Source organism: Pseudomonas sp. 21615526, from assembly GCF_013386245.1.
Lineage (GTDB): Bacteria > Pseudomonadota > Gammaproteobacteria > Pseudomonadales > Pseudomonadaceae > Aquipseudomonas.
This window is the reverse complement of sequence record NZ_JACAOM010000063.1, coordinates 48,074-73,198: the sequence shown is the minus strand read 5'-3', so window position 1 is coordinate 73,198 and position 25,125 is coordinate 48,074. Positions and strand designations below refer to the sequence as shown.

Below are 25,125 nucleotides of genomic sequence, written 5' to 3'. Positions count from 1 at the left end.
GAGCGCTTCGAGCGGGGTTGTGGCTCCTGGGTTTGCTCTGCCTTGCAGCTTTGGGCTTCTTCGCCTGGCAAAGCTTCTACCCGGTCAGTGCAGCCGAAGACTGGAGTGTTCATGTCGTCCACCGAGACGTAGCAAAGGCCGCATCACTGATGCCGATGCCCGACGGTTCGCTGATGGTGAGCCAGGAATTGAGCGATGGGCTTGGCAGTATCGTACGCATCTTGCCCGACGGAAAACGCGAGCTGGTTGTAGGAAAACTATCCAAGCCCGATGGCATGGTCGCCACTCAGGGCGGTTGGGTGTTCAGCCAGGAAGTGGACGGCGCGCCGGTCAGTTTCCTCAAGGACGGCGTCGTTACCGAGCTGTTCAAGGGCGACAGCGTGCAAGGGCTGTGGGACGACGGCGAGTTCCTTTACGCCATCGAAGACCGCAAGGTAGCTGCCCGCATACTGCGCTATCGCTGGAGCGACAAGACCTTGAGCGTCGTGCGTGACCAACTCAGCGAAGGCGAGTCGATCGTTCGCTGTACCGATGGGCGCATGCTCTACACGGAAAAGAAGAAGGGTGTGGTCCGCGAATTAACCGAGGACGGTAGCGATCCAGTGGTACTGAGCCAATTGAACAAACCCACCTTCCTGATGTGCGATGAACGCGGGTTATGGATCAACGAGGATTCCACCCACCGCGCGCGTTTGTTGTTGATCGACAAGCAAGGACGCCAGCAGACGATTCTGTCTTTCCTGAAGGCGCCACAGTCGATTGTGCGTACGACGAAGGGAACGTACCTGGTGGCCGAAGGGGGTCGTGACCGGATCCTGGAGCTGGTGCCATCCGTGGCACGACTAGACCCGGTTACAGCTGAAACCGCGCCACCGCCTCATTGAGCGACACGGCCAAGCGCGCCAGCTCTTGGCTCGACCCGTTGATCTGCCCTGCTCCCGAAGATGATTGCGCGGACAGGTCACGAATGTTGACGATGTTGCGATCCACTTCCTTGGCCACCTGCGCCTGCTCCTCGGCGGCGCTGGCAATGACCAGGTTGCGCTGGTGAATCTGGTCGATGGAGTCGGTGATCTGGCTCAAGGCTCCACCGGCGCCTTCGGCCAGGATCAAGGTTTCGCTGGCCCGCTGGGTGCTCGATTGCATTGAGGTCAGTGCCTCGCTGGAGCCACTGCGCATCGCGGTGACCATCTGGTCGATTTCCAGGGTCGATTGCTGGGTGCGATGGGCCAGCGCACGCACTTCGTCGGCCACCACGGCAAAGCCACGCCCGGACTCACCGGCACGCGCCGCCTCGATGGCGGCGTTCAGGGCCAACAGGTTGGTCTGCTCGGCAATGGAGCGAATCACATCGAGCACCTTGCCGATGTCCCGCGATTGATCGGCGAGGTTTTGCACCAGGCTCGAGGTTTCACCGATGTTGGTACTCAACGCCTGAATCGCACTGACGGTTTCGCCGACGCGCTGCTGGCCGTCACGGGCCGTTTCATTGGAGAGCCGGGTGGATTCGGAAGTGGAGACCGCATTACGTGCCACCTCATCGGCGGCCGAGGTCATCTCGTTGACCGCGGTGGCGGCTTGCTCGATTTCAGCGGTCTGCTTTTGCAGGCTGCGGCTGCTCTGGTCGGTGATGCCGTTGAGGTCGGTGGCCGATGCGGCCATCTGCCCGGCCGACTGGCGAATCAGCTGCAAGGTACTGCGCAGGCTGCCTTGCATGCTCTGCAGTGCCACCAGCAGGCGGGTCACTTCGTCATCGCCGGTGACTTCAACGGTCTGGGTCAGGTCGCCTTGAGCGACGTTTTCGGCGGCACGCACCGCGTGGCTGAGCGGGCCGACAATGCTACGCGTCAGCAACCAGGCCAAGGCCACGGTGCTCAACGCCGCCAGCAGCACGAAGCCGAAGACCATCGTGCGCGAGCGGCTGTACTGCAACTCGGCCGTCTGGCCCTGCAGGTTTATCTGGGCGTTGTAATAGTCGGCCAGGGCATTGAGCTGATTGCCGGAACCGTCGACCACGGTCTTCATGTCCACCAGCAGCAACTTGTTCAGCTCGGCGGTCTGCTGCTTGTCGGCAAGGATGAACGACTGTGTGAGGCCTTGCTGGTATTGCCGCAGGGAGACCTGAAACTGGTCGTAGAGATTGCGTACCTCAGGTGTATCAAGCACCGCACTCAGGTCGGCCAGTTTCTTTGCCAGATCCTGGCTGCGGGTGTCCATCTGGCTGCGGTATTGCGAGAGGCTCGCGGGATTGGGATCAAGGGCCATGCGCAGGGAAATAGTGCGGATGCGCAGCATGATTTCGCGAATGTCCGAGACCAGGCGCATTTTCGGCACCAGGCCACTTTCAACCTGCACGGCGCTTTCGCGGATGCTTGCCATGTTCGAGAGCGCAAAGAACCCCAACAGCGCCACGAGCAAGGCAATCAAGGCAAAACCGAGACCCGCACGGCGGGCGATGGACAGGCTGCGGAGCGACATGGCGATTGTTCTCATTATGGGCATACGACATCGTATGACAGAGTTTCGGCCAGTCAGGGCGGGACTTTAGGGGTGTCGACCAGAAGTTAAGAGATATAAATTATCGACGTAAAAGGCCCACGGGTCGGACGCGCCTTGAATGTATTTCCAAGGCAGTCCGGGGCGCTTTATTCAGCGGGTTACATTGACCACGCCTGCGCACTTGCAAAAAACGCCTGAGCATTACTGTCCAGCGTTTCCAGGTGATACCCGCCCTCCTGCACGATCACACACGGCAACCCCAATCCACGAATGCACTCCCCCAGCCGCGCAAATCCTTCCCGCGTCACTGCCACTTTGCTCTGTGGGTCCAGCTCGTAGATATCGAACCCCAGCGACAACACCAGCACGTCCGCCGAGAAGTCCTTCACTGCCTTCAATGCCAGTTCCAGCTTTTGGAAAAACACCGCCTCACTCGCGCCATGCGCCATCGGCAGGTTGAGGTTGAAGCCTTCCCCCTTGGCTGCGCCGCGCTCCTCCGCAAAGCCTGCAACCCCCGGATAGAAGTTGGTCGGGTCGCCATGAATCGACACGTACAGCACGTCATCACGCTCGTAGAAAATCTCCTGGATGCCTTGCCCATGGTGCATGTCGGTGTCGAGCACGGCGACGCGCTCGAAGCCAGCGCGCAACGCCTGCGCCGCAACCGCCGCGTTGTTGATATAGCAGAACCCACCGGCTGCATCAAAACGCGCGTGGTGGCCTGGCGGGCGGCACAGCGCGTAGGCCGCGGGTGCGCCGTCGAGGATGTCCCGGGCGGCAGCGACGGCGCTTTGGGCGGACCAATAGGCCGAGCGCCAGGTGAGTTCGCCAATCGGGCAACTGCCGTCGGCGAGGTAGCGCGCCGCCTGGGCAAGGATGCCGCGCAGGGCGTTGGGCTCGCGCACGAAGATGTTGGACATGACTTCGTCGCCCCAGTCTTCGGGGATTTCTTTCCAGCGCTGGTGGGCTTCCTGGAGGAAGGCCAGGTAGGCCGCACCGTGCACAGCCAGCAGTGGATCAAGGCCGTGGTCGTGGGGTTGCTGGATGTCGAAGCCCAGGTTTTGCGCGGCCAGCAGCAGATTGCGGGCGCGCTCCGGGACTTCCTGCGGGGTACGCATCTGGCCACGGGAGTAGTAGCTGCGAGGATGGTGCAGGAGTTGTTCGGGGTGGAAATAAGTACGCATGGGATTTCTCCTGATGGGCACACATCTGCGGTTGAACACCGGACCTGTAGGAGCTGGCTTGCCTGCGATTGCGGTGGCTCAGATACAAATTTGTTGCCTGAACCACCGCTATCGCAGGCAAGCCAGCTCCTACATTTTGATCGTGTTCAACCTTGCAGAAATGTTTCGTTAATTAGCCTGGCCGGCACGTTTCAACACGGCATTGAGCAATACATCGGTACCCTGGCGAACGTCCTCGGGCAGCACATCTTCGGCTTCGTTATGACTCAAGCCTCCCACGCACGGAATGAACACCATCGCCGTGGGGCAGAACCGCGCCAGGTGGATGGCGTCATGGCCAGCACCGCTGACAATCGATTGCTGGGCATAACCCAACGCATCCACGGCGGACTGCACACAGGCGACACACTCGGCATCAAACGGTGTCGCCGGGCTGATCCAGTGCGGGCTGACGGTGACGCTCAGACCACGTTGGGCAGCGATATCCTGCAAGCGGGTGCGCACCTGTTGCTCCATGGCTTCTATGTCGGCGTCGCGGTGATGGCGCAGGTCGACGGTAAAATTCAGCAAGCCGGGAATGGTGTTGCGCGACGACTTGGCGATGCTCAATTCACCCACGGTCGTGAGGCCCTCAGGCGCAAAATCAGCCGCCAGGCTTTCCAGTGACTGGATCATCTGCGCGGCGCCGTACAAGGCGTCCTTGCGCAGTGGCATCGGCGTGGTCCCGGCATGGGCGGCCATGCCTTCCACGCGCACGTCGAGCCAGCGAATCGCCTGCCCACCGGTGACCACGCCAATGCTCTTGGCATTGTCTTCCAGAATAGGACCTTGCTCGATGTGCGCTTCAAAATACGCATCCACCGCGCCACCCAAGGGGCGCTCGCCGTTGTAGCCGGTGCTGCGCAACGCATCCGCCACGCTGACACCGGCGACATCCCGGGTGGCCAGCGCGTTATCCAACGCCAAGGTGCCGGTGAACACGGCCGAGCCGAGCATGGCCGGGGTAAACCGGGCGCCCTCCTCGTTGGTCCATACCGCGATTTCCAGTGGTTTGCGGGTCTTGATGCCGTGGTCGTCGAGGCTGCGGATCACTTCCAGTCCGGCCAGCACACCATAGACGCCATCAAAACGCCCGCCTTCCGGCTGGGTGTCGAGGTGGCTGCCCATCATCACCGGCGCAGCTTCAGGGTCGGTGCCAGCCCGGCGGGCGAACAGGTTGCCGATGGCATCGACGCTCAGGGTCAGCCCGGCATCTTCACACCAGCGGCTGAACAGTGAGCGGCCCGCCTGGTCTTCGGCGCTCAACGCCAGGCGGCAACTGCCACCGCGGGCCGTGGCGCCGATTTCGGCCATGGCCATCAGGCTGGCCCACAGGCGCTCGCCATCAATCTTCAACATACACATTCTCCGATCAAACGCTTCAAGCCATTTCAAGACGCTGGGCGGTGGCGTGACGCCGGGACAACGCAAGTACGCACAGCAGCGAAACCGCCGCGATCGCGCTGTAGAACACAGCCATCGGCCACCACTGGCCCTGGTATTCATGGGCCAGCCAGGTGCCGATCAACGGCGTGAGGCCACCGGCCAGCGCGCCGCACACTTGATAGGCCAGGGAGATGGCGGTGTAGCGCACGCGGGTTTCGAACAAGCCGCTGACGAAGCCTGCAATCACCGCATAAAACGAGGCCATGCACACCACGGCCAGGGCGATGCCGAGGATGATCAATGGCGCCTGGCCGCTGCTGACAAGCACGAACATCGGATAAGGCGAGGCCATCGCAAGCACGCTCATCGCACACAGAAAGCGTGTGGCACCGACCTTCTCCGCCACCCAGGCCGCCAGCGGCTGGACACAGAACTGGATGATGGCCACGACAAACAGGCATTCCAGAATCAACGAGCGCGGCAGGTTAAGTTGCTGGGTGGTGTAGGCAATCATGAAGGTGTTGGTGAAATACACCCCGGCAATCCCCAGGGTGTTGGCGCCGATGCACAGCAGCAGCGGGCGCCAGGCCGTTTTCAGCACTTCGATCACCGGGGCCTGATCCTGGGTGATGGTCCGGGCCTTTTCGGCCTTGGCTTTGTCTTCCAGGAACTCAGGCGATTCGTTGACGCCCAGGCGGATTGCCAGACCGACGATCAACAACAAGGCACTGGCCAGGAACGGCACGCGCCAGCCCCAACTGAGCAGGTCGGCTTCAGGCAAACGGGTTACCGCACTGAAGGCCAGCAACGACAGGATCAAACCCGCCGGGCTGCCCAACTGTGCAAAGGAGGCAAAGAAATTGCGACGGCCTTTGGGTGCATGTTCGCCGGCCATCAGCACCGCCCCGCCCCACTCGCCGCCAACGGCGATGCCCTGCACGATGCGCAGCAGCACCAGCAACACCGGCGCCGCGACGCCGATCTGCGCATAGGTCGGCAACAGGCCGATACATACGGTGACCACGCCCATCATCACCAGCGTGATCACCAGGGATTTCTTGCGACCGATACGGTCACCGATATGCCCAAACACAATGCCGCCCAATGGCCGGGCGAAAAAGCCCACGGCAAAGGTGCCGAACGCGGCCATGGTGCTGAACAGTTTGTCGTCGGAAGGGAAGAACAATTGACCGAACACCAGCGCGGCGGCGGTGGCGTAGATGTAAAAGTCGTACCACTCGATCATGGTGCCGATGAAAGCGGCGGCCGCGGCACGGCGCGGCTGCGGCGAAGCGGAAGGCTTCATGGGGCTGGCTCCTTTGGTTATTTTTTTGGCAGGAGAAAGGTCTGGCGCACGCGCTCTGATGGCGCTGGTTGAGGGTGATTTTTCGTCTCGGCCCTATGATTAGTCAATTTTCTATTTATTATTCCGATTATAAATCCTGCTTATTATCGAGCTGTCGACATGCCTGAAAATCGCCGCGATGTTCATCCGCTGCTCAATGACCGCCTGGACTGGAACCTGTTGCGCACCTTCCGGGTGATCGGCCAGGAGTTGAGCATCAGTCGCGCCGCCGCCCGCCTGCACCTCACCCAGCCGGCCATCAGCCAGGCGCTCAAGCGCCTGGAAGAACAGCTCGACTGCCAGTTGATCGCCCGGCGCGGCCCGCGCTTCGTGCTGACCGAAGCCGGCGAGCAGATTTTCGCGATCGCCGGCGAGATGTATGGCCAGGTCTCGCAGATGAGCAACGCCCTGCAAAAGCCTGGCGACGAGGTGCTTGGCAAAGTGCGGTTGCTGATGATCAGCCGGATCAGTTCGGACACCTTTGATGACTTCCTGGCGGACTTCCATCGCCAGCATCCCCGGGTCGACCTGGACGTTGAGGTGATGCGCAGCTCTGACATCGTCGCCGCCCTGCTGGAGAAAACCGCGACGCTGGGCCTGAGCCTCAATCGCCGGCCGCAACCACGGCTGGAGCAGCACCTGTTCCTGCGTCAGCGTTATGCATTTTTTTGCGGGCGGCATCACCCGTTGTTCGGACGCACCGGGCTGGCGGAGGGAGATTTGCAGTCGGAGAACTTCGTGAGTTTTACCAGCGACCAGATCGGCGGGATGCTCTCGCCGTTGACGATCTTTCGCGACCAGCAGGGCTTCAGCGGGCGCATCGTGGCGTCGTCCTCCAGCCTGGAGGAAGTGCGGCGGTTGGTGATTGCCGGGTTTGGCCTGGGCTGCCTGCCGATTCATGTGGTGGCCGAGGATGTGAAGCATGGGTTGCTCTGGCGCTTGCCGCCAGACGAAGGGATTACCGACGTGGATATCCACCTGCTGTGGAACCGTGAGCAGAAGATGAGCCGGGCGGAGACGGTGTTTATCGAAAGCCTGTCGGCACGGTTGGCCGCAGAATAAATGGCGTGATATGCAAGTCACTTGGCGGCCTCTTGCTAGTGTATGAGAGAGGCCCGTCGACCATCATTCGTTCACAAGTTACTCCCGCAGTCTCAAACGAAGAGGTGTTCGAATGTCCAGGATATGGTTTATCACCGGCAGTTCCCGCGGCCTCGGCCGCTCGATTACCGTAGCCGCCCTGCGCGCCGGTGATCGTGTGGTTGCCACCGCGCGCAATCCCAAGCAGTTGGATGACTTGGTGGCCGAATACGGCGAGGCGATTTATCCGGTCACGCTGGACGTGACCAATAACCAGCAGGTGCTGGAAGCGGTGGATGCCGCGGTGAAACATTTTGGTCGCCTGGATGTGGTGGTCAATAACGCCGGCTACGGTGACCTGGCGTCGGTGGAAGATGTGACGCTGGAGGATTTTTCCGCGCAGATCAGCACCAACTTCTATGGTGTGGTGCACGTGAGCAAGGCGGTGGTGCCGGTGCTGCGCGCCCAGGGCCGTGGGCATATCTTCCAGGTATCGTCGTTGGGTGGCCGCATCGGCATGGCCGGCCTGGCCGCGTATCAGAGTGCGAAATGGGCAGTCGGTGGATTTTCCACAGTACTGGCACAGGAAGTCACACCACTGGGCATCCAGGTGACCGTGCTGGAGCCGGGCGGCATGCGCACGGACTGGTCGGGCAGTTCCATGACGATTCCGGCCATCAGTGAGCCCTACCAACAAACGGTCGGCGCCCTGGTTGAATTGCTCAACTCCCCCGGCATCCTGCCGACGGGTCCGGACCGGGTTGCCGAAATCGTGCTGGAGCTGGCACTGAACAAAGACGCCCCGCTACGCTTGCTGATCGGCAGCGATGCCGTGCAATACGCCGCCCGGGCAGCAGCAGACTTGGCCGAGTCGGATAAAAAGTGGCATGACCTCAGCGTGTCGGCCTCGGATTAATCTCACGCTTTTGAAAAAGGTGCCGCATGCCTGACGTGACCCAACCCCGTTTCAACATACCGGATGTGTTCTGGCTGGCGCTGCAGAGCGTCGGGCTGGAGCCGTCGGTGGTGTTGCGTCAGGCACGCTTGCCCATGACCCTGCATATCCGCGAGCGGCGAGACCGGCGGCAGGTGACGACGCTGGAATTCTTTCGCTTGTGGGAGGCGGTGCGCACACTTAATCCTGATCCGGCTGTCGGGATATTACTGGTGACGCGGCTGGATATCACTGCGCTTCCACCCTCCAGCTTTGCCGCTTTTATCGCCCGGGATTATCGCGATGGCCTGCACCGCCTCGCCCGCTTCAAGCAATTGTGCACACCCGAGCGCCTGCTGGTTTGCGAGGATGGCCGTGCCTGTACGGTGACCATCGACTGGTTGCACACGCCAGAATTACCGCCTGCGCTGCTGGTGGATGCGGCGTTTGCGACGTTTGTTGAATTGGGGCGACGGGGAGCACGGACGCAGATCACTCCCCTGCAGGTCGAACTGGTTCGCCCGGACGATGGCAGCCGTGCACTGGCCGAGTTTTTCGGTTGCTCCGTGCGTTTTGGTGCCGGGCGCAACGCGCTGATACTGGACGCCGCCGATCTGGACCGACCTTTTCCGGGGTACAACCCGCAAATGCTCGAAATGCTGAACCCGGGCCTGGTGGCAGCGCTTGCGGAGGCCTCGACACCGGCCAGCATCAGCCATCAGGTCAAGATCACCCTCAAGCGCTTCCTGGCCAGTGGCCGCCCCGAGATGGTCGAGGTAGCGCGGGAGCTGGGCATGAGCGAACGCACGTTGCAACGGCGCATTACCGAGGCCGGCACCAGTTTCAGGCAACTGATGCTGGAAACCCGCCAGGAAGTGGTGCGGCATCTGCTCACCGAGCCGTCGATTGAGATAGACGAGATCGCGTGCCTGGTGGGCTATGAAGATACCAACTCGTTTTATCGTGCGTTTCGTGCCTGGGAGGGGACGACGCCGGCTCGGTGGCGGGCGTTGCAGACGCCCTCATCGTCTCATTGAAGCTATGCCGACAAAGCCTTCTCGGCACTGCGCGCCATGATCTGCAAATCCTCGAACGGGTTTCTGCCAATCAACATGAACGCATGGGACGGGCTGGACCAAAACACCACGTTCATGCCCCGGCGCTGCTCGGTGGCCATGGCCACCGCACCTTTTTTCGCCGCCGTAATGCACAGCGCCAGCGGGCCGTGGCGCGCGTCGAGGTAAGTCAGTTGGCCGATCAGTACGCCGTCATAATCGAGGATTTGTGCGCGGCGAAATTCGGCGCCAGGCAGGTGTACTGCATCCGGGTTCAACGACAGGCCGAGCTGGGTCCCGACCGAACTCAGCTGGGCGATATGGGAGTCGGGATCGGCGCTGAGGTTTTCCAGGGTCTGGGGCGTATACAGCGCCATGTATTCGGCAACCGAGGCACGCCAGCCCGAACCGGGCTCAGGCCGGGGCCAGATCATGAACAATCGATCAGCGACCACACCGGCCACCGCAAAGCTTGCTGCTACCGCGAGAAATTTGCGTCGACTCAGGGTGGGTGTTTGTGCCGGCGGCAAGGCATCGAGCATCACCTGCAAACGCTCTGTAGGGGCTTGATCGAGAACCGAATCGAAGGCTGATTTGAACGGCAAGTGGCCGCGCTTGAGCAGCTCCAAGCGGGCCGTCACGGCAGGATCGATCCCCAGCAGGTTATCGATAACCTGACGCTGCTGAGGGTCTAACTCACCGTCCAGGTAAGCCACCAGCAGTTCATCCGACGGTGGTGTATTTTGAGTCATCGTCGTTCTCCGCTCGATTTATCCAACAAGCCGCTTGAGTGCGCAGTTTCAGCCAGCTTCATGCGTGCAGCGGCCAACCGGCTCATCACCGTTCCTACGGGAATATGCAGGACTTCGGCAATTTCCTTGTATGAGAGGCCTTCGACGTAGGCCAGAAAAACAGTCTCCCGCTGCGCTTCGGGTAATGCATTGACGCGCTTGATCACCTGTGCGGCCAGGACCTGGTCCTGAGCCAGGGCTTCACCGTCGAACGACAACGCCTGCTCGGCGTCGACAAACCCCTGCCCTTGCCGTACTCGCTGGGCGCGCAATTCGTTAAGCCAGATCGAATGCATGATCGTCAGCAACCAGCGATCCAGCCGCGTGCCAGCCACGAACTGGCCTGCACGCTCCAACGCCCGCACGCAGGTGGCTTGCACCAGGTCATCAGCCACATGCTTTTGTCGCGACAGCACCAGCCCGTATCGCCATAAACGTGGCAACAGCTGGCTCAACTCTCGGCGCAACTCAGCGTCTGTGGTGATGGCGCTCTCCCGGCTGTTCGCTCACAGCTTCAAGCCTGAGGCGCGGCGGCGATGGCTTCAGCCAGGTCTTCGTACTCTTCGCAGGTGGTGCTGCACAACGCCTTGATCTTCACCAGTTGCTCCTGGGCCAGGTCCACACGGCCCTTGATGACGTAGGCCTCCCCCAGGTACTCACGGACTTGTGCGTAGTTGGGGTCCAGTGCCACGGACTTCAGGTAGTAGCTGATGCCTTCATCGGTGCGCCCCAGTTTGCGGGTGGCGTAGCCGCGGTAGTTCAGGGCCTTGGCGGTGTTCGGGTTTTGCAGGGTGTCGAGCAGTGACAGGGCTTCTTCGTAACGCCCGTCCTTGGCCAGGCGGTAGGCGTAGTCGGTGCGGTCGGCGTCCGACGTGGCCTTGCTGGTTTGCAGCACGCACTTGCCAGTCTTGGTATCCCAGACCTGGCCTTTGGGGCAGTTGGGCTTGGGCGGCGCCGATTCGTCACCGGAGGCATGGGCCTGGCCGGCCAATAACGCGGCGGCCATACAGGCGCCGAAGAACAAAGCGGTGCGGTAACCAACGGCGTGCTCGGGACGATTCTTCATGGCATTCATGCTCCGTAACGATAGGGAAAGTACAGCAGCAAACTCAGTAGGGAAGATCGCCACGAGGGGCCGGCAGCATGCGGCGCAACGTGCTGTCGCGCTGGATGTAGTGATGCCACAGCGCGGCGCAGGCATGCAGCCCGGCGAGTACGATGATCGCCCAGGCGACATTGTTGTGCAGGCCACCCAGGGTGCCTCGCAATTCGTGATCGATCACAAAAGGCGCTGGCACCGGGAACAGTCCGAAAAAGTTGAAGGGCTCGCCCTGGGCCCAGCGGAACAGGAAGCCCAGGACCACCTGCGTCAGTAACAACAGGTATAAACAGCCGTGGGCGATTTTGGCGGCCACGTTAAGCGCAGGGTGATTGTCGGCCTTTGGGTGATTGCCGCCGAACACACGCCAGAGGATACGTGCAGCGATCAGCACCGCCATGGCGATGCCCAGGGAGATATGGACCGATTGCAGGCCCTTGCGCAGTGGCGTGCCTTTTTCCAGGTTTTCCCAGACGTGGGCGCTGGCGAACATGAAGATCACCAGGGCGGCGGTCAGCCAGTGGAAGGTGCGGGTCAGGCGGTCGTAGCGGTCGGCGGGATTGTTCATGGGCGTTTCCTGAGTGGTCTGTGTGGTGAACACCGCAGCAGGAAAACTTATTCAGAGGGATGGAAAATTTACAGATTAGACTTGTTTATTTTCCAACCCCGCATCCTTGGTCAAAATATGCGAACTAAATGCTAGAAACTCATCCAGGTGTTTTGTAATGATCGCTACAGTAATCGGCAATTGAAGCGTCTGGTACTCGTGAACAGCAATGTTACGGAACCCGACCATGTTCTTCAGGTTGGTCAGCAACGCAGGATTGACCCAACCGCCCTGACATAACAACTCAAACACGTCACGAGCTCCTTGTGGAACACCCAGGCGCTCACGACGAATCAAGTGCTGGCCCATGTCCAGCGCTGCCTCACAGGCCCGCTGAATATTCAAAATCGCCGCATCCTGGCGCGTGAAATCGGTGGTGAAGCTGGTGGGATCCTTATCGTATTCCTGACGGGCGCGCGCAACGCAACGCTCAATACTGGCTGCTTTATTGATGAGAACATCATCGACCATAAACTTTCCCTTCCTTCTGGATATCCGCCAACAACTCAGCCCTTGCCGTGTCCAGCGCGGTTTTTTCGCTCAGGACGTAGCTCTCGAATAGACCCGCCTGGACGTTCCCGGACCAGAGCCGACGCCCAGTGGTCAATACTTGGTATTGCATTACCGTTGAGGCTGCGCGCAAATCAAGCAAGTCGACGGGAACTCCAACGATATCGGCCAACTCCCCGGAAAGCTGCCATAGCAATAAAGGCTCGACCACTCCCGCAGAAAGGACCGCAACATCCAGATCACTCTCACTACCTGCCTCACCCGTCACTTGGCTACCGAACACATACACAGCCAATAGCTCGGGAACTTCAGCCTGCAAATGCGCCAGTACTTTTTTAAAATTCATGACCGATGTCCGAAGCGCCAATTAACGAAGACCGTAGCAGAATTCATTATGCAGTTTCTGACTGAAAGCAAAAAACCCCCGACAACATTGAAGTTATCGGGGGTTTTTCATTTTTCAATAATGGCGGAGAGATAGGGATTCGAACCCTAGGTACCGGTGAAGGTACAACGGATTTCGAATCCGTCCCATTCGGCCACTCTGGCATCTCTCCAACGGCGCGCATCATAACAGCCTGTTTCCTGGAAGCAAAGCGCCAAAGCGATTTTTTTCCGTGCTATCAGATGCTTGCGTCGGTTACAGCGGTACGCCGAGACGATTGGCGACTTCTTCGTAGGCTTCGATGACATCACCGAGGCCCTGGCGGAAGCGGTCTTTATCCATCTTCTTGCGAGTGTCTTTGTCCCACAGGCGGCAGCCGTCCGGGCTGAATTCGTCGCCCAGGACGATGGAGCCGTCGTGGAACACGCCGAATTCGAGTTTGAAGTCCACCAGCAGCAGGCCGGCGTCGTCGAACAGTTTGCTCAGGACGTCGTTGACCTTCAGCGACAGCTCCTTCATGCGAGCCAGTTGCTCAGCGGTGCCCCAACCAAATGCCACCACGTGGGATTCGTTGATGAACGGGTCACCCTTGGCGTCGTCTTTCAGGAACAGCTCGAAGGTGTAGGGGTTGAGCTTGAGGCCCTCCTCCACGCCCAAACGCTTCACCAGGCTGCCGGCCGCATAGTTACGCACGACGCACTCGACCGGGATCATGTCGAGTTTTTTCACCAGGCATTCGTTGTCGCCCAGCAGTTTGTCGAATTGGGTCGGAATGCCGGCCGCTTCGAGTTTCTGCATGATGAAGGCGTTGAACTTGTTGTTCACCATGCCTTTGCGGTCGAGCTGTTCGATGCGCTTGCCGTCGAACGCCGAGGTGTCGTTGCGAAACAGCAGGATCAAGCGGTTGGCGTCGTCGGTCTTGTAAACCGATTTGGCTTTGCCGCGGTAGAGTTCTTCACGTTTTTCCATGATGGGCTCCGCTTGCTAAGTAGGTGGGCTAGGCGATGTGTCGCCAGTCGAGCCCTGAATCTTGATCGGCCAGTTGCAGCCAGTCCGGGTCGCACCCAAGGGTGTCGACAAAACATTGCCGGGCCAGCTGCGGCAGGTTGTTCTTGCTGCTCAGGTGGGCCAGGACCAGGTGTTGCAGGTCTTGCCAGCCCAACTCATACACCAGGTACGCCGCCTGGTGGTTGTTCAAATGTCCAAACTGCCCGCCGACCCGCTGCTTGAGAAAGGCCGGGTAGTGGCCACGCGCAAGCAGGTCACGGCAGTGGTTGGACTCGATCATCAATGCGTCGAGGTCCCGGTAACCGTCCAGCACCTTGGCGCAGTACGAACCCAGGTCGGTGAGCAGGCCGAAGCGCCGCTCACCGTCACTGAATACGTATTGCGTCGGTTCCTGGGCATCGTGGGCCACTTCAATCACATCGATGCTCAAGGCACCGATCTGCAATTGCTCACCACCGGCCAGCAAACCTGCAGGTTCGATCGGTTTGCGCATCCCGCGCAAGGTACCGCGACTCAGGTACACCGGAAGATTGTAGCGCCGAGACAGCAAACCCACGCCATGCACGTGGTCGGCATGTTCGTGGGTCACCAGAATCGCGCTCAGCTGCGCGGGGTGAACCCCCAGGCGCAGCAGGCGCCGCTCGGTTTCCCGCAGGGAGAAACCACAATCCACCAGGACGTACGTGTCGTCGTGGGCTACAAGCGTGCCGTTCCCTTGGCTACCGCTGCCGAGAACGGCAAAACGCATCGGATCAGCCCAGGTTGTCCTGAATCACGCCCAACACTTTGCGTGCCACTTCTGCCGGCGCCACGGTGTTGATGTTTTTCTCGACGGTGACTTGCACGCTTTCGCCTACCTTGCTCAAACGAACCTGGTAACGCTCGGCGCGGGTCTCGATCTCTTCCTTGGTCGGCTTGCTGCCGAACAACTTGCTGAAGAAACCTGGCTCGTCGTCTTTCTTCTCGGCTTTTTCGGCCAGGTTGATGTAGTACAGGCCCAGGCTGCGGTTGATGTCTTCAACGCGCCATTCGCCGTGCTCCAGCGCGCGGCCGACACTCGACCAGGCGCGGTCCAGGTCTTCACCCAGGTTGAGCACCACGTTGCCGCTGCCGTCTTCGCTGAGGCTGACGCGGCTAGGTGTGTCAAAGCTACCGGCGGCGAGCAGGGAGACGGAACCGCCCTTCTCGGAAATACGGCTCATGCTGGCGAGCATTTCGTCGACCAGGGCAGCGTCCACGCCGGTGTTGACCGAACGTGGGGTGAAGTCGACGTTGGCGGTGCTGCCGGCAGGACGCTCGGCGCTGACTACGTAGACTTCACTGGTGTTGCGTTGCACGCCCGGCTCGATACGCACGCGGATGCGGGCTTCGCTGTCATTGGCTACACCACCGGCCTGCAGGCGCTTGGCCATGGATGCCGACAGTTCGCTGGTGTGCTGCCACGCGGTGGTGAATTCACCGGTCTGCGGGCGTTGTTCGTCAAGGCGGAAACCGTTGTCCTGGAAGAACTGCACGGCCACCGGCCAGACTTCGGCAGGTGGGCGCTGGGCCATGACCCAACGGGTGTCGCCGCTCTTCTGCAGGCTGTAGTCGCTGGCATCGGCCACGGCCGACAACGGCTGTGGACGCGGCACTTCGTATTCACCCTTGACGGTGTCGTCGGCCACGTTGCGCGGAATCGGCAGCAACGGGTCAAGGCGCTTGGCGACATTGACGTCCGGCGGCAATTTCATCGGGGCGGTTTGTTGGGCTTCCAGGTAATCGCTACCGCGGTCGCGGAAGTAGCCTTCCGGGCCCCAGATCCAACCGCAGCCACTGGTGCTGGAGATAATCAAGGCAAGTGCGGAAAGTCCGGCCAATCGCTTCATGCGTAGTGCTTCCTCAATTAAACCAGGACGCCGGACTGGCGCAGGGCCTGTCGCAGCGGTTCGTGACAGGCTTCGCTGAGCCAGGTGAGCGGCAGACGGATACCGTCCGGCATCAGGCCCATCTCATGCAGCGCCCATTTCACGGGGATAGGGTTGGATTCGATAAACAGGGTTTTGTTGAGCGGTGCCAATTGTTCGTGGATCGCCCGGGCCTTGACCGCATCACCGGCGATGGCCGCGGCACACAGCTCGCTCATGGCGCGCGGTGCAACGTTGGCAGTCACCGAGATGTTGCCTTTGCCGCCCAGCAGGATCAGCTCGACCGCCGTGGCGTCATCACCGGAGTACACCAGGAAGTCGCTGCTGACGCCGGCCAGGATGTCCTTGGCGCGCTGCAAGTCACCGGTGGCTTCCTTGATACCGATGATGTTCGGTACGGTGGACAGGCGGATCACGGTCTCGGCCTTCATGTCGCAGGCGGTGCGACCGGGTACGTTGTAGAGGATCTGCGGGATATCGACCGCTTCGGCAACGGCGCGGAAGTGCAGGTACAGGCCTTCCTGGGTCGGCTTGTTGTAGTACGGCGTCACCAGCAGGCAGGCATCGGCGCCGGCTTTCTTGGCGTTGCTGGTCAATTCGATCGCTTCGCGGGTCGAATTGGCGCCCGTGCCGGCGATGACAGCAATGCGCCCTGCAACGCGCTTGACCACGAACTCGATCACTTCGATGTGTTCTTCCACATCCAGTGTGGCCGATTCACCTGTGGTGCCGACCGCCACGATGGCGTTGGTGCCCTCTTGCAGGTGGAAGTCCACCAGTTTGCCCAGGCTGTCCCAGTCGAGATTACCTTGTGCATCCATGGGTGTGACCAGTGCCACCATACTGCCCGCAATCATGCAACCGCTCCTGCCGGAAAAAGAGAGCGGTAATGGTACTGGCGCCAAGATGCTTGTACAAGCGAAGTACCGCCTGAGGATGCGTTCTGGATCAACTTAGTTCGCGGCAGCGCCATCATTCTGCCAAAGCGGGGTTTGATGAAGCTGATTACGTAATGAAAACGCCACCTCCTAGCCCTTGGCGATGGTTTTCGCTACCCTTCATCCTTTGATTGATACCGCTTGCATCGTATCGACCGCTCATCGCTTTAGGAAGGCTGCATGTCCACCCCCACAGTCCGCGAACAATTCCTTGTCATCAGTGCCCTCGGCGCCAACCCCATGGAGCTGACTAACGTCCTGTGCCGCGCCAGCCATGAAAACCGCTGCGCCGTCGTGACCTCCCGCCTGACCCGCCATGGCGAGTGCAGTGCGCTGGTCCTGCAGATTTCCGGGACCTGGGATGCCCTGGCCCGCCTTGAAACCGGTTTACCGGGTTTGGCGAAGAAGCATGACTTCACGGTCAACGTGGTGCGCAGCGCCGCACTGGAAAACCGTCCGCAGGCCCTGCCCTACGTGGCCTATGTCAGTTCGGCCTACCGCTCGGACATCGTCAACGAGCTGTGCCAGTTCTTTATCGACCACAACGTCGAGCTGGAAAACCTGACCTGCGACACCTATCAGGCTCCGCAGACCGGCGGCACCATGCTCAACGCCACCTTTACCGTGACCTTGCCGGCCGGCGTGCAGATCAGTTGGCTGCGCGACCAGTTCCTGGATTTCGCCGATGCCCTGAACCTCGACGCACTGATCGAGCCTTGGCGCCCACAGAACCCTATGTAAGGAAGTCTTCATGTCTGTAGTGATCGACCAACCGGTAGCCGACTTCGAAGCCCAGGCCACCAGCGGGCAAACCTTCAGCCTCGCCGGGCTCAAGGGCAAGCAAGTGGTGATCTACTTCTACCCGAAAGACAGCACCCCGGGCTGCACCACTGAAGGCCAGGGCTTCCGTGACCAGCATGCTGCGTTCAAGGCGGCCAACACCGAGGTGTTTGGCGTGTCCCGGGACAGCGTGAAGTCCCACGAGAACTTCAAGGCAAAGCAGGAATTCCCCTTTGAGCTGATCAGCGACAAGGACGAAGCGGTTTGCCAGCTGTTTGATGTGATCAAGCTGAAGAAGCTGTATGGCAAGGAATACCTGGGTGTTGATCGCAGCACCTTCCTGATCGACAAGAATGGCGTACTGCGCCAGGAATGGCGCGGTGTGAAAGTGCCAGGCCATGTGGATGCAGTGCTCGAAGCGGCACAGGCGCTGAACCAGGCTTGATTCACCTGCTGGCTTTGAAATAGCTATCGCAGCCAAGCCAGCTCCCACCTGTGATCATTGTTCGACAGGACAACTCAGTCAATGTGGGAGCCGGGCTTGCCCGCGATGAGGCCTGCACCGGCACCACAAATATCAGAGTAACGGCGCCACCACCGGCTCCTGCCGAGGCCAGGCATCCAGCACCGCCTTGAACAGCGTCGCCAGGGGAATCGCAAAGAACACCCCCCAGAAGCCCCACAACCCGCCAAACAACAACACCGCACAGATGATCGCCACCGGATGCAGGTTCACCGCCTCGGAGAACAGCAGCGGCACCAGCACGTTGCCGTCCAGCACCTGGATGATGCCGTACACCGCCATCAGGTAGATGAACTGATCACTCCAGCCCCACTGGAACAGCGCGATCAACATCACCGGCACCGTCACCACCACCGCGCCAACGTATGGCACCACCACTGAAACACCCACCAGCAGCGCCAACAGGGCAGCGTAGTTAAGCCCCAGCGCGACAAAACCGATGTAAGTGACGCCACCGCAGATAAAAATCTCGATAACCTTGCCGCGGATGTAGTTGGCAATCTGCCGGTTCATTTCCTCGGCGACCCGGGTAATCAGCGCACGCTCACGGGGCAGATAGCCACGCACCCAGCGACCGATCATCTCGCGGTCCTTGAGGAAGAAAAACACCAGGATCGGCACCAGTACCAGGTAGATCATGATGTTGACCAGCAGCGGCAAGCTCGAAAGGGAAAAGGTCAGCGCCCATTGTCCGAACTTTCCGATTTCGCCGCGAGCCACCTCAATGGCCTGCAGGACCTGCTCGTCCGACACCAGGTGCGGATAGCGCTCAGGCAACAGCAGCAGCAATGACTGCCACTTGGCGAGCATGCCCGGTAGCTCGTTGAACAAGGTGATCAACTGGTGCCACAGCAAAGGCACCACGATCACGATAAATACCAGCAACAGCCCCATGAACAAGGCAAACACTAGACCCACCGCTGCCCCACCCGGCAAGCGCAGACGCTCCAGGATGGAGACCAGGCCTTGCATCAGGTACGCCAGCACCATCCCCGCCAGTACCGGCGCCAGCATGCCGCCCAAAGTGAGCACGGCCGTAAAGGCAAGAAACAGCAGGACGGCCAGCACCACGGCTTCTTCGTCGGAGAAGTAGCGCTGAATCCAGTCACGTAACACTTTGAACATCAATAAACCTCAGGCGATAAGGACAGCATATTCAAGCGATTCAGGCCTTGCGCAACCAGTAACGATAGACGCCCGCTTCGTCTTCTTCATGCAGCAGGGTGTGGCCGGCCAGCTTGGCGAACGTACGAAAGTCCCGCTGGGAGCCAGCGTCCGTGGCGATCACCTTGAGCACCGCGCCGCTGGCCAGCCGATTGAGCTCCAGCTTGGCCTTGAGCAACGGCAGCGGGCAGTTAAGGCCACTGGCATCCAGTTCGGCATCGAAGGCTACAGCGTCGGTCATGGTCTAACTCCGGGTGGGCGTCGAGGGCGCTTAGAATATCTGGTCCGAAGCTCAGTGTCCGGCTACAGTAAGCTCTTTGTCGAAAGGCTTTGTGCATGACTTTTTTGCGCCCTACCCTGCTGACGCTGGCTTGCCTGCTTGCCTCTCCAGGCTTCGCCGACGACCTGCCGTCACTTGGCGACGCCAGTTCTGCCATTGTCTCGCCAAAACAGGAATACGATCTGGGTCGGGCATGGCTGGCCTACCTGCGTGGCCAGGTCTCGCAACTCAACGACCCGCAGCTCAAGGATTACGTCGAATCCAGCGTTTATAAGCTGGTGGAAACCAGCCAGGTCAATGACCGGCGCCTGGAATTCATTCTGATCAACAGCCCGCAGTTGAACGCCTTTGCCGCACCGGGCGGTATCGTCGGGGTCAACGGCGGCCTGTTCCTCAACGCCCAGACCGAAGGCGAATATGCCTCGGTACTGGCCCACGAATTGGCTCACTTGTCCCAACGTCACTTCGCACGAGGCGTGGAAGCACAGCAGCGCATGCAGATCCCGATGATGGCTGCGCTGCTCGGCGGCATCATCGCTGCCGCCGCTGGCGCAGGCGATGCGGGCATTGCCGCGATCGCCGGCAGCCAGGCCGCCGCGATCCAGGAGCAACGGCGCTTTTCCCGGCAAAACGAGCAAGAGGCTGACCGCATCGGCATTCTCAACCTGGAGAAAGCCGGCTACGACCCACGGTCCATGCCAACCATGTTCGAGCGCTTGATGCGCCAGTACCGTTTCGATGCCAAGCCGCCTGAATTCCTGCTGACTCACCCGGTAACCGAATCGCGTATCGCCGACACCCGCAACCGTGCGGAGCAAGCCAAGCTGGGTGGCATTGAGGACAGCCTGCGCTATCAACTGATCCGTGCTCGAGTGCAACTGTATTACGAAGACACCCCGGGGCTGGCCGCCAAACGTTTCCAGGCCCAGCTGGATGAAAATCCGAAGAACGATATCGCGCGTTATGGCCTCGCCATCGCTCAGATCAAGGGTGCCCAGTTCAACCTGGCCCGGGAAAACCTCAAGCCGCTGCTGGCCAAGGCGCCCAACGACATCACCTACAACCTGGCGCAGATCGAGCTGGACATGACCAACAATCGCCTGCCGGATGCCCAGCAGCGTACGGACCGAATGTTGACGCAATATCCAGGCAACTATCCGCTGAACCAGGTTCGTGTGGATCTGCTGCTCAAGCAGAACCGCAACGCTGACGCGGAAAAAGCCCTGGAAGGATTGTTGAAGTCTCGCCCGGACGATCCGGACGTCTGGTACCAGGTTGCGGAAACCCGTGGCTTGTCGGGCAATATCATCGGCCTGCATCAGGCCCGGGCCGAGTACTTCGCGCTGGTGGGAGATTTCAAGCAGGCCATCCAGCAATTGGATTTCGCCAAGCGTCGCGCCGGCAGCAACTTCCCGCTTTCGTCACGTATCGACGCACGCCAGCGTGAACTGATCGACCAGGAACGCATGATCAAAGACATGATGGGCTAAACCTTTCAGCCACAAAAAAGCCCCGCTCTAGAACATCGAGAGCGGGGCTTTTTATTGGACTAGCGGATTACTCGGCCAGTTTGAAGGTAATGAAGCTGGCACGCCCCTGACGCAGGACGCGCATCGACACCGAACGGTTCTTCGGCAGCGCCTTGGCGATGTCGGTGAACTCTTTGGTGGAGTTGATAGCCTGGTTGTTCAGGTGGGTGATGACATCACCTGGTTGCAGGCCGATCAGGGAGGCAGGACCGTCCTGGACTTCCTTGATCACTACACCGCTCTTGAGGTCGAAGCTCTTTTTCTGTTCGTCGGTCAACTCGACTACGGCAATGCCCAGGCGATTGCTGCTGCGCTCGGCACCTGGCTTGCTGTTGCCCAGCGCATCCAGCGCCGCGCCTTCTTCCGGGATCGCACCGACGGTCAGTTCGACGTTCTGGCGCTTGCCGTCACGAATCACTTCCAGCTTGGCCTTGCTGCCGGCCTTGAGCGCACCCACCAGGTGTGGCAAGTCCGCAGACATGACGATCGGCTGGCCGTTCATGCTCAAGATCACGTCACCGACTTGCAGGCCACCTTTGGCAGCAGGGCCATCGTCCTGGATCTGCGCGACCAGGGCACCGGCCGGCTTGTCGAGACCGAAGGATTCAGCCAGGTCCTTGTTCACTTCCTGGATCACCACCCCCAGCCAGCCGCGGCTGACTTTGCCACCGGTTTTCAGCTGGTTCGAAACGTCCATGGCCACGTCGATCGGAATCGCGAACGAAACGCCCATGAAACCACCGGAGCGGGTGTAGATCTGCGAGTTGATGCCAACGACTTCACCCGCCAGGTTGAACAACGGACCGCCGGAGTTGCCCGGGTTGATCGGCACGTCGGTCTGGATGAACGGCACGTAGTTTTCGTTCGGCAGGCTGCGACCGATGGCGCTGACGATACCCTGGGTCACAGTATGGTCAAAACCAAACGGCGAACCGATGGCGACGACCCATTGGCCGGCTTTCAGGTCCTGGGATTTGCCCAGTTTCAGCACCGGCAGGTCCTTGCCTTCGATTTTCAGCAGGGCAACGTCGGAACGTGGGTCGGTGCCCACCAGCTTGGCTTTCAGCTCACTGCGGTCCGCCAGGCGCACCAGGATCTCGTCGGCGTCGGCAATCACGTGGTTGTTGGTGAGGATGTAGCCGTCAGGCGAGATGATGAAGCCCGAGCCCAGGGACTGGGCCTCACGCTGGCCGCCACCACCGCCACGCGGCGTGCGCGGCTGGGGCATGCCGCGTTCGAAGAACTCTCGCAGCATCGGCGGCAGGCCTTCCAGGTCGGGCATCTGCTGGTTGGAGACCTTACGATCCGGCAGCTTCTGCGTAGTACTGATGTTCACCACGGCAGGCGACGCCTGCTCCACCAGTTGGGTGAAGTCAGGCAGCTCGGCCGCTTGCGCGGTAACGGCCTGACCCAGCACCAGCACCGTGGCGACTATGGATAGGTAAGACTTCAAACGTGGTATCGACATACAGCTCCCGTTACGACGAGCAGGGTTGAGCGACAGGGTTCAATAAACGCCGAAAAACTGCGACCGACATTTTTGTTCCGCGAACAAAACAAGGCCAGGGCCGTTAAGCCCTGACCTATAAAAAACATAGGGGATATTAGCAAGTGAAAAAAATGATCCAGACATTTCATGCTCTCGGCAGAGGCAGGCATCGACTATCTCCTGCGCAACATTGAAATATCAGGATGAACATAGGATTAACAACTCAAGGCTTGGCGGGCACGGTGCCACTGCGTAGTGACAGCGCAATTCGCTCGGCGGTGCCAATCGGGATCTCGCCGACGACGGTCACCATCACCTCGCCTTCCAGGGTATTCAACCGCCGTGAAACGGCGACTGTCGGGCCCAACTGGGTGCGGGTCTCGTTTACGGTCGCACCGTTAAGCGGCTCCAGGAATACCGAAAAACGCGCCAGACCATCGTCATACATCAGACTGCTGACGGTTACCTTGGTGTGGGAGTCTTTATGGGCACTGCTGTTGACCAGCTGAAAGCCTGGTGGCAACCAGTCGACGCGCCAATCCTGAGGGATCTCGACCTCCGGGGCCTTGGCGTTGGTCACCGCCACCGGCGTGCATTCGCCACTGGGCTGCAAATCACGATCGTCAGGCACCGATGTATTGAGCTGGGTGAACTGGAAACGCTCCAGCAACTGGCCCTGGTCGTTAAGCAACAATGACTTCAATGGCAGCGCAGTTTCACGATCCAGATGCAGCTCAAAACCATAACGGTATTGATCGCGGGGGGTCACGGAGACGATCACCGCATTCCGACCGGCCACGCGCGATTTGCCGATGACGGCAAGATCGTAGAACGCTTTGAGTTTTTGCGGATCAAGGGTACGCGCAGTGGCATTGGGAGAACCCCCAAGCCCGGCAACCAGCGTGCCGCTCACGCATTGGGTACGGCCATCGACGCGCAGGACTTCCTGAGCAGAACCATCGAGCTGCAAAAGCCGCTCACGGACCTGACCATTCTGGACACGATGCCAGATGTCATGGGTAGAAAAACTACCGTTACGCTCGTAGATGAAGGTGCCCTGAAAGCTTTGCTGCTGCTCCGCCCGCCCAAGACGCGTCAGCCAGTCTTGGGCTTCATCGGCATGGGCGGGGACTGCAAACCAGCCACTGAGCAAAAGCGCAAGGAGCGGTATGGCGCGCATAAAGCTCCTTGGCGGACTAGCGGTTTTCCAGGCTTGCAGCGCGGGCGTAAGGCAGAGCGCTTTCAGTGCCTTTCAAGGCCGATTCCTGTGCGTGTTGGCGCAGGTAGCCTGGAAGACGCTGATCCTGCCAGCCGGATTGCCCTTGAAGTACACCGTTGGCCATAGGCCCGGTGGTATCGGAGCTTTCCTTGTAGCCGGCCAGTACGGCTGGACCCTTGACCTGCGGGCCGGCCATGACCGGTTGCTGGGTCTGTTGGGCCAGTTCGGCACCGGCGATTTCGTCCTGGTTGTACAGGCGAACACCTGCCAATACAGCGACGGTCACCGAAGCAGCGACTGCCAGACGGCCCAGGCTACGCCAAGGACCGCGAGCAGCTTTTGCCGGAACGGCTTCATCAGCCAGTGCAGCAGAAACGGCCGCAGCAATATCCAGACGAGGGATTAGAAGATCCTTGTGCATCACCGCCCGAGCGACTTGGTAACGAGACCAGGTATCACGGGTTTCGGCATCATCAAATGCATTAAGCACTCGACGAAGTTCCAGTTCATCCGCTTCGTTATCCATCACTGCGGACAGCGATTCCTGCAGGGCATCACGACTCATGGCGGTTCCTCTCTTGGCTGTCGCCGCTGTCTCAGTTTTCCTGCAACAACGGCTGCAGGGCTTTATCGATGGCTTCCCGAGCCCGGAAGATCCGGGAGCGTACGGTACCCACCGGACATTGCATGACGCTCGCAATGTCTTCGTAACTCAGACCATCGAATTCACGTAAAGTTAACGCCGTACGCAAATCTTCTGGCAGTTGTTGAATAGTGCGATGGACGGTTCCTTCGATCTCGTCGCGCAGCAATGCACGCTCCGGCGACTCGAGATCCTTGAGGCCGTGATCACCATCATAAAATTCAGCATCTTCCGAACTAACATCACTATCCGGCGGGCGGCGACCGCGAGAAACCAGATAGTTCTTCGCCGTGTTAATGGCGATGCGATACAGCCACGTGTAAAACGCACTGTCACCGCGGAAATTACCGAGTGCACGGTACGCCTTGATAAAGGCTTCCTGTGCAACGTCCTGCGCTTCATGGGTGTCGTGCACAAACCGCACGATCAACCCGAGAATTTTGTGCTGGTATTTCAGCACTAGCAGATCAAATGCCCGCTTGTCGCCGCGTTGAACGCGCTCGACCAGCTGCTGATCCTCTTCCTGGGTTAGCATGAACACTCCTCGTTGTACTTGAAGGAGGCTTGCATAACTAATCGATCAGGCTTGCAAACATAGACTCGGACTTTTCGCAAAAGTTCTCCCCCTCCAAGCAAGTTTCCGGCGCGCACTGATTTGGCACACACGAAAAACGCAGCGCGGGCAATGCCGGCTGCGCGAATAATCTGTCGCCAGTTTCCTGACGCGCCTG

General features: G+C 60.0%; 27 protein-coding genes, 1 tRNA gene and 1 pseudogene. 7 read left to right on the top strand and 22 right to left on the bottom strand.

The features are described from left to right. The first annotated feature begins 32 nt into the window (after positions 1-32). Positions 33-884 carry a hypothetical protein gene (locus HX786_RS18225; RefSeq protein ID WP_178912450.1) on the top strand — a complete coding sequence of 284 codons (852 nt, stop codon included), beginning with the start codon at positions 33-35 and terminating at the stop codon, positions 882-884. Here HX786_RS18225 and HX786_RS32330 read toward each other — a convergent pair. From HX786_RS32330 to HX786_RS18205, 5 genes and pseudogenes are all read right to left on the bottom strand, one after another. After that, the gene (locus tag HX786_RS32330; RefSeq protein WP_371316412.1) at positions 853-1,662 is read right to left on the bottom strand and encodes a methyl-accepting chemotaxis protein; all 810 of its coding nucleotides are present in this window, start codon (positions 1,660-1,662) and stop codon (positions 853-855) included. The genes HX786_RS18225 and HX786_RS32330 overlap by 32 nt on opposite strands. Positions 1,663-1,710: 48 nt before the next feature. Continuing rightward, positions 1,711-2,478 (bottom strand): annotated as a pseudogene (locus tag HX786_RS32325) (MCP four helix bundle domain-containing protein); the annotation flags it as partial. A 179-nt stretch (positions 2,479-2,657) separates the two neighbouring features. Next, positions 2,658-3,683 (bottom strand): histone deacetylase family protein, encoded by a 1,026-nt coding sequence (locus HX786_RS18215; RefSeq protein WP_177035881.1) that lies wholly within the window; start codon positions 3,681-3,683, stop codon positions 2,658-2,660. 168 nt (positions 3,684-3,851) lie between these two features. Next, positions 3,852-5,081, bottom strand: coding sequence for a Zn-dependent hydrolase (locus HX786_RS18210; protein WP_178912424.1), 1,230 nt, complete (start codon positions 5,079-5,081; stop codon positions 3,852-3,854). A 22-nt stretch (positions 5,082-5,103) separates the two neighbouring features. Beyond that, entirely contained in the window at positions 5,104-6,414 is a 1,311-nt protein-coding gene (locus HX786_RS18205; protein WP_178912423.1) for an MFS transporter, read from the bottom strand. A 159-nt stretch (positions 6,415-6,573) separates the two neighbouring features. Between HX786_RS18205 and HX786_RS18200 the strand changes: the two genes are divergently transcribed. The 3 genes from HX786_RS18200 (at position 6,574) to HX786_RS18190 (ending at position 9,504) form a co-directional block, all read left to right on the top strand. Then, the gene (locus tag HX786_RS18200) at positions 6,574-7,515 is read left to right on the top strand and encodes a LysR family transcriptional regulator (RefSeq protein ID WP_003211934.1); all 942 of its coding nucleotides are present in this window, start codon (positions 6,574-6,576) and stop codon (positions 7,513-7,515) included. A 112-nt stretch (positions 7,516-7,627) separates the two neighbouring features. Further along, positions 7,628-8,449 (top strand): SDR family NAD(P)-dependent oxidoreductase, encoded by an 822-nt coding sequence (locus HX786_RS18195; protein ID WP_008437872.1) that lies wholly within the window; start codon positions 7,628-7,630, stop codon positions 8,447-8,449. Positions 8,450-8,475: 26 nt separating this feature from the next. After that, on the top strand, positions 8,476-9,504 hold the full coding sequence (locus HX786_RS18190; RefSeq protein WP_178912422.1) for an AraC family transcriptional regulator: 1,029 nt from the start codon (positions 8,476-8,478) through the stop codon (positions 9,502-9,504). A gap of 2 nt (positions 9,505-9,506) precedes the next feature. On the opposite strand, the gene HX786_RS18185 is transcribed toward HX786_RS18190, so the two are convergent. The 11 genes from HX786_RS18185 to dapA form a co-directional block, all read right to left on the bottom strand. Further along, positions 9,507-10,274 (bottom strand): anti-sigma factor, encoded by a 768-nt coding sequence (locus tag HX786_RS18185; RefSeq protein ID WP_178912421.1) that lies wholly within the window; start codon positions 10,272-10,274, stop codon positions 9,507-9,509. Continuing rightward, on the bottom strand, positions 10,271-10,768 hold the full coding sequence (locus HX786_RS18180) for an RNA polymerase sigma factor (RefSeq protein WP_003211943.1): 498 nt from the start codon (positions 10,766-10,768) through the stop codon (positions 10,271-10,273). The genes HX786_RS18185 and HX786_RS18180 overlap by 4 nt, the downstream gene beginning before the upstream one ends. Before the next feature lie 59 nt (positions 10,769-10,827). Beyond that, entirely contained in the window at positions 10,828-11,379 is a 552-nt protein-coding gene (locus tag HX786_RS18175; RefSeq protein WP_017479232.1) for a tetratricopeptide repeat protein, read from the bottom strand. 43 nt (positions 11,380-11,422) lie between these two features. After that, positions 11,423-11,980, bottom strand: coding sequence for a cytochrome b (locus HX786_RS18170; protein ID WP_178912420.1), 558 nt, complete (start codon positions 11,978-11,980; stop codon positions 11,423-11,425). 75 nt (positions 11,981-12,055) lie between these two features. Beyond that, a complete protein-coding gene (locus tag HX786_RS18165) occupies positions 12,056-12,490 on the bottom strand; it encodes a DUF86 domain-containing protein (protein WP_003211948.1) in 435 nt (144 codons plus the stop codon). Then, positions 12,480-12,875, bottom strand: coding sequence for a nucleotidyltransferase domain-containing protein (locus HX786_RS18160; protein WP_087692601.1), 396 nt, complete (start codon positions 12,873-12,875; stop codon positions 12,480-12,482). The genes HX786_RS18165 and HX786_RS18160 overlap by 11 nt, the downstream gene beginning before the upstream one ends. Before the next feature lie 121 nt (positions 12,876-12,996). Next, positions 12,997-13,086: transfer RNA gene (locus HX786_RS18155), tRNA-Ser, on the bottom strand. 83 nt (positions 13,087-13,169) lie between these two features. Further along, positions 13,170-13,883 (bottom strand): phosphoribosylaminoimidazolesuccinocarboxamide synthase, encoded by a 714-nt coding sequence (gene purC / locus HX786_RS18150; protein ID WP_003211975.1) that lies wholly within the window; start codon positions 13,881-13,883, stop codon positions 13,170-13,172. Between the two features lie 28 nt (positions 13,884-13,911). Then, a complete protein-coding gene (locus tag HX786_RS18145) occupies positions 13,912-14,670 on the bottom strand; it encodes an MBL fold metallo-hydrolase (RefSeq protein ID WP_003211977.1) in 759 nt (252 codons plus the stop codon). 4 nt (positions 14,671-14,674) lie between these two features. Next, positions 14,675-15,790 carry an outer membrane protein assembly factor BamC gene (bamC, locus tag HX786_RS18140; RefSeq protein ID WP_177080177.1) on the bottom strand — a complete coding sequence of 372 codons (1,116 nt, stop codon included), beginning with the start codon at positions 15,788-15,790 and terminating at the stop codon, positions 14,675-14,677. A 17-nt stretch (positions 15,791-15,807) separates the two neighbouring features. Next, complete coding sequence (dapA, locus tag HX786_RS18135) at positions 15,808-16,686, bottom strand: 4-hydroxy-tetrahydrodipicolinate synthase (protein ID WP_003211981.1); 879 nt, start codon at positions 16,684-16,686, stop codon at positions 15,808-15,810. Positions 16,687-16,947: 261 nt separating this feature from the next. Here dapA and HX786_RS18130 point away from each other — a divergent pair, with 261 nt between their 5' ends. Then, complete coding sequence (locus HX786_RS18130; RefSeq protein ID WP_003172487.1) at positions 16,948-17,508, top strand: glycine cleavage system protein R; 561 nt, start codon at positions 16,948-16,950, stop codon at positions 17,506-17,508. Between the two features lie 10 nt (positions 17,509-17,518). Continuing rightward, positions 17,519-17,992: a peroxiredoxin gene (locus HX786_RS18125; protein WP_003211984.1), complete on the top strand. Its 474-nt coding sequence runs from the start codon at positions 17,519-17,521 to the stop codon at positions 17,990-17,992. Positions 17,993-18,124: 132 nt separating this feature from the next. Here HX786_RS18125 and HX786_RS18120 read toward each other — a convergent pair whose 3' ends face one another. Together HX786_RS18120 and HX786_RS18115 are read right to left on the bottom strand one after the other, a co-directional pair. Beyond that, the gene (locus HX786_RS18120) at positions 18,125-19,195 is read right to left on the bottom strand and encodes an AI-2E family transporter (RefSeq protein WP_003211986.1); all 1,071 of its coding nucleotides are present in this window, start codon (positions 19,193-19,195) and stop codon (positions 18,125-18,127) included. Positions 19,196-19,235: 40 nt separating this feature from the next. Beyond that, a complete protein-coding gene (locus HX786_RS18115) occupies positions 19,236-19,475 on the bottom strand; it encodes a sulfurtransferase TusA family protein (RefSeq protein ID WP_003211989.1) in 240 nt (79 codons plus the stop codon). Between the two features lie 95 nt (positions 19,476-19,570). On the opposite strand from HX786_RS18115, the gene HX786_RS18110 reads away from it, so the two are divergent. Then, complete coding sequence (locus HX786_RS18110; protein WP_087692605.1) at positions 19,571-21,004, top strand: M48 family metalloprotease; 1,434 nt, start codon at positions 19,571-19,573, stop codon at positions 21,002-21,004. Positions 21,005-21,071: 67 nt separating this feature from the next. Here HX786_RS18110 and HX786_RS18105 read toward each other — a convergent pair whose 3' ends face one another. The 4 genes from HX786_RS18105 to rpoE all read right to left on the bottom strand — a co-directional run bounded on the left by HX786_RS18105 (position 21,072) and on the right by rpoE (position 24,929). Further along, entirely contained in the window at positions 21,072-22,511 is a 1,440-nt protein-coding gene (locus tag HX786_RS18105) for a DegQ family serine endoprotease (RefSeq protein WP_003211993.1), read from the bottom strand. Between the two features lie 244 nt (positions 22,512-22,755). Next, complete coding sequence (locus HX786_RS18100; protein ID WP_178912419.1) at positions 22,756-23,712, bottom strand: MucB/RseB C-terminal domain-containing protein; 957 nt, start codon at positions 23,710-23,712, stop codon at positions 22,756-22,758. A 16-nt stretch (positions 23,713-23,728) separates the two neighbouring features. Then, on the bottom strand, positions 23,729-24,316 hold the full coding sequence (locus tag HX786_RS18095) for a sigma-E factor negative regulatory protein (protein WP_003172479.1): 588 nt from the start codon (positions 24,314-24,316) through the stop codon (positions 23,729-23,731). Positions 24,317-24,347: 31 nt separating this feature from the next. Further along, positions 24,348-24,929 (bottom strand): RNA polymerase sigma factor RpoE, encoded by a 582-nt coding sequence (gene rpoE, locus HX786_RS18090; protein ID WP_003172477.1) that lies wholly within the window; start codon positions 24,927-24,929, stop codon positions 24,348-24,350. Positions 24,930-25,125 lie beyond the last annotated feature (196 nt).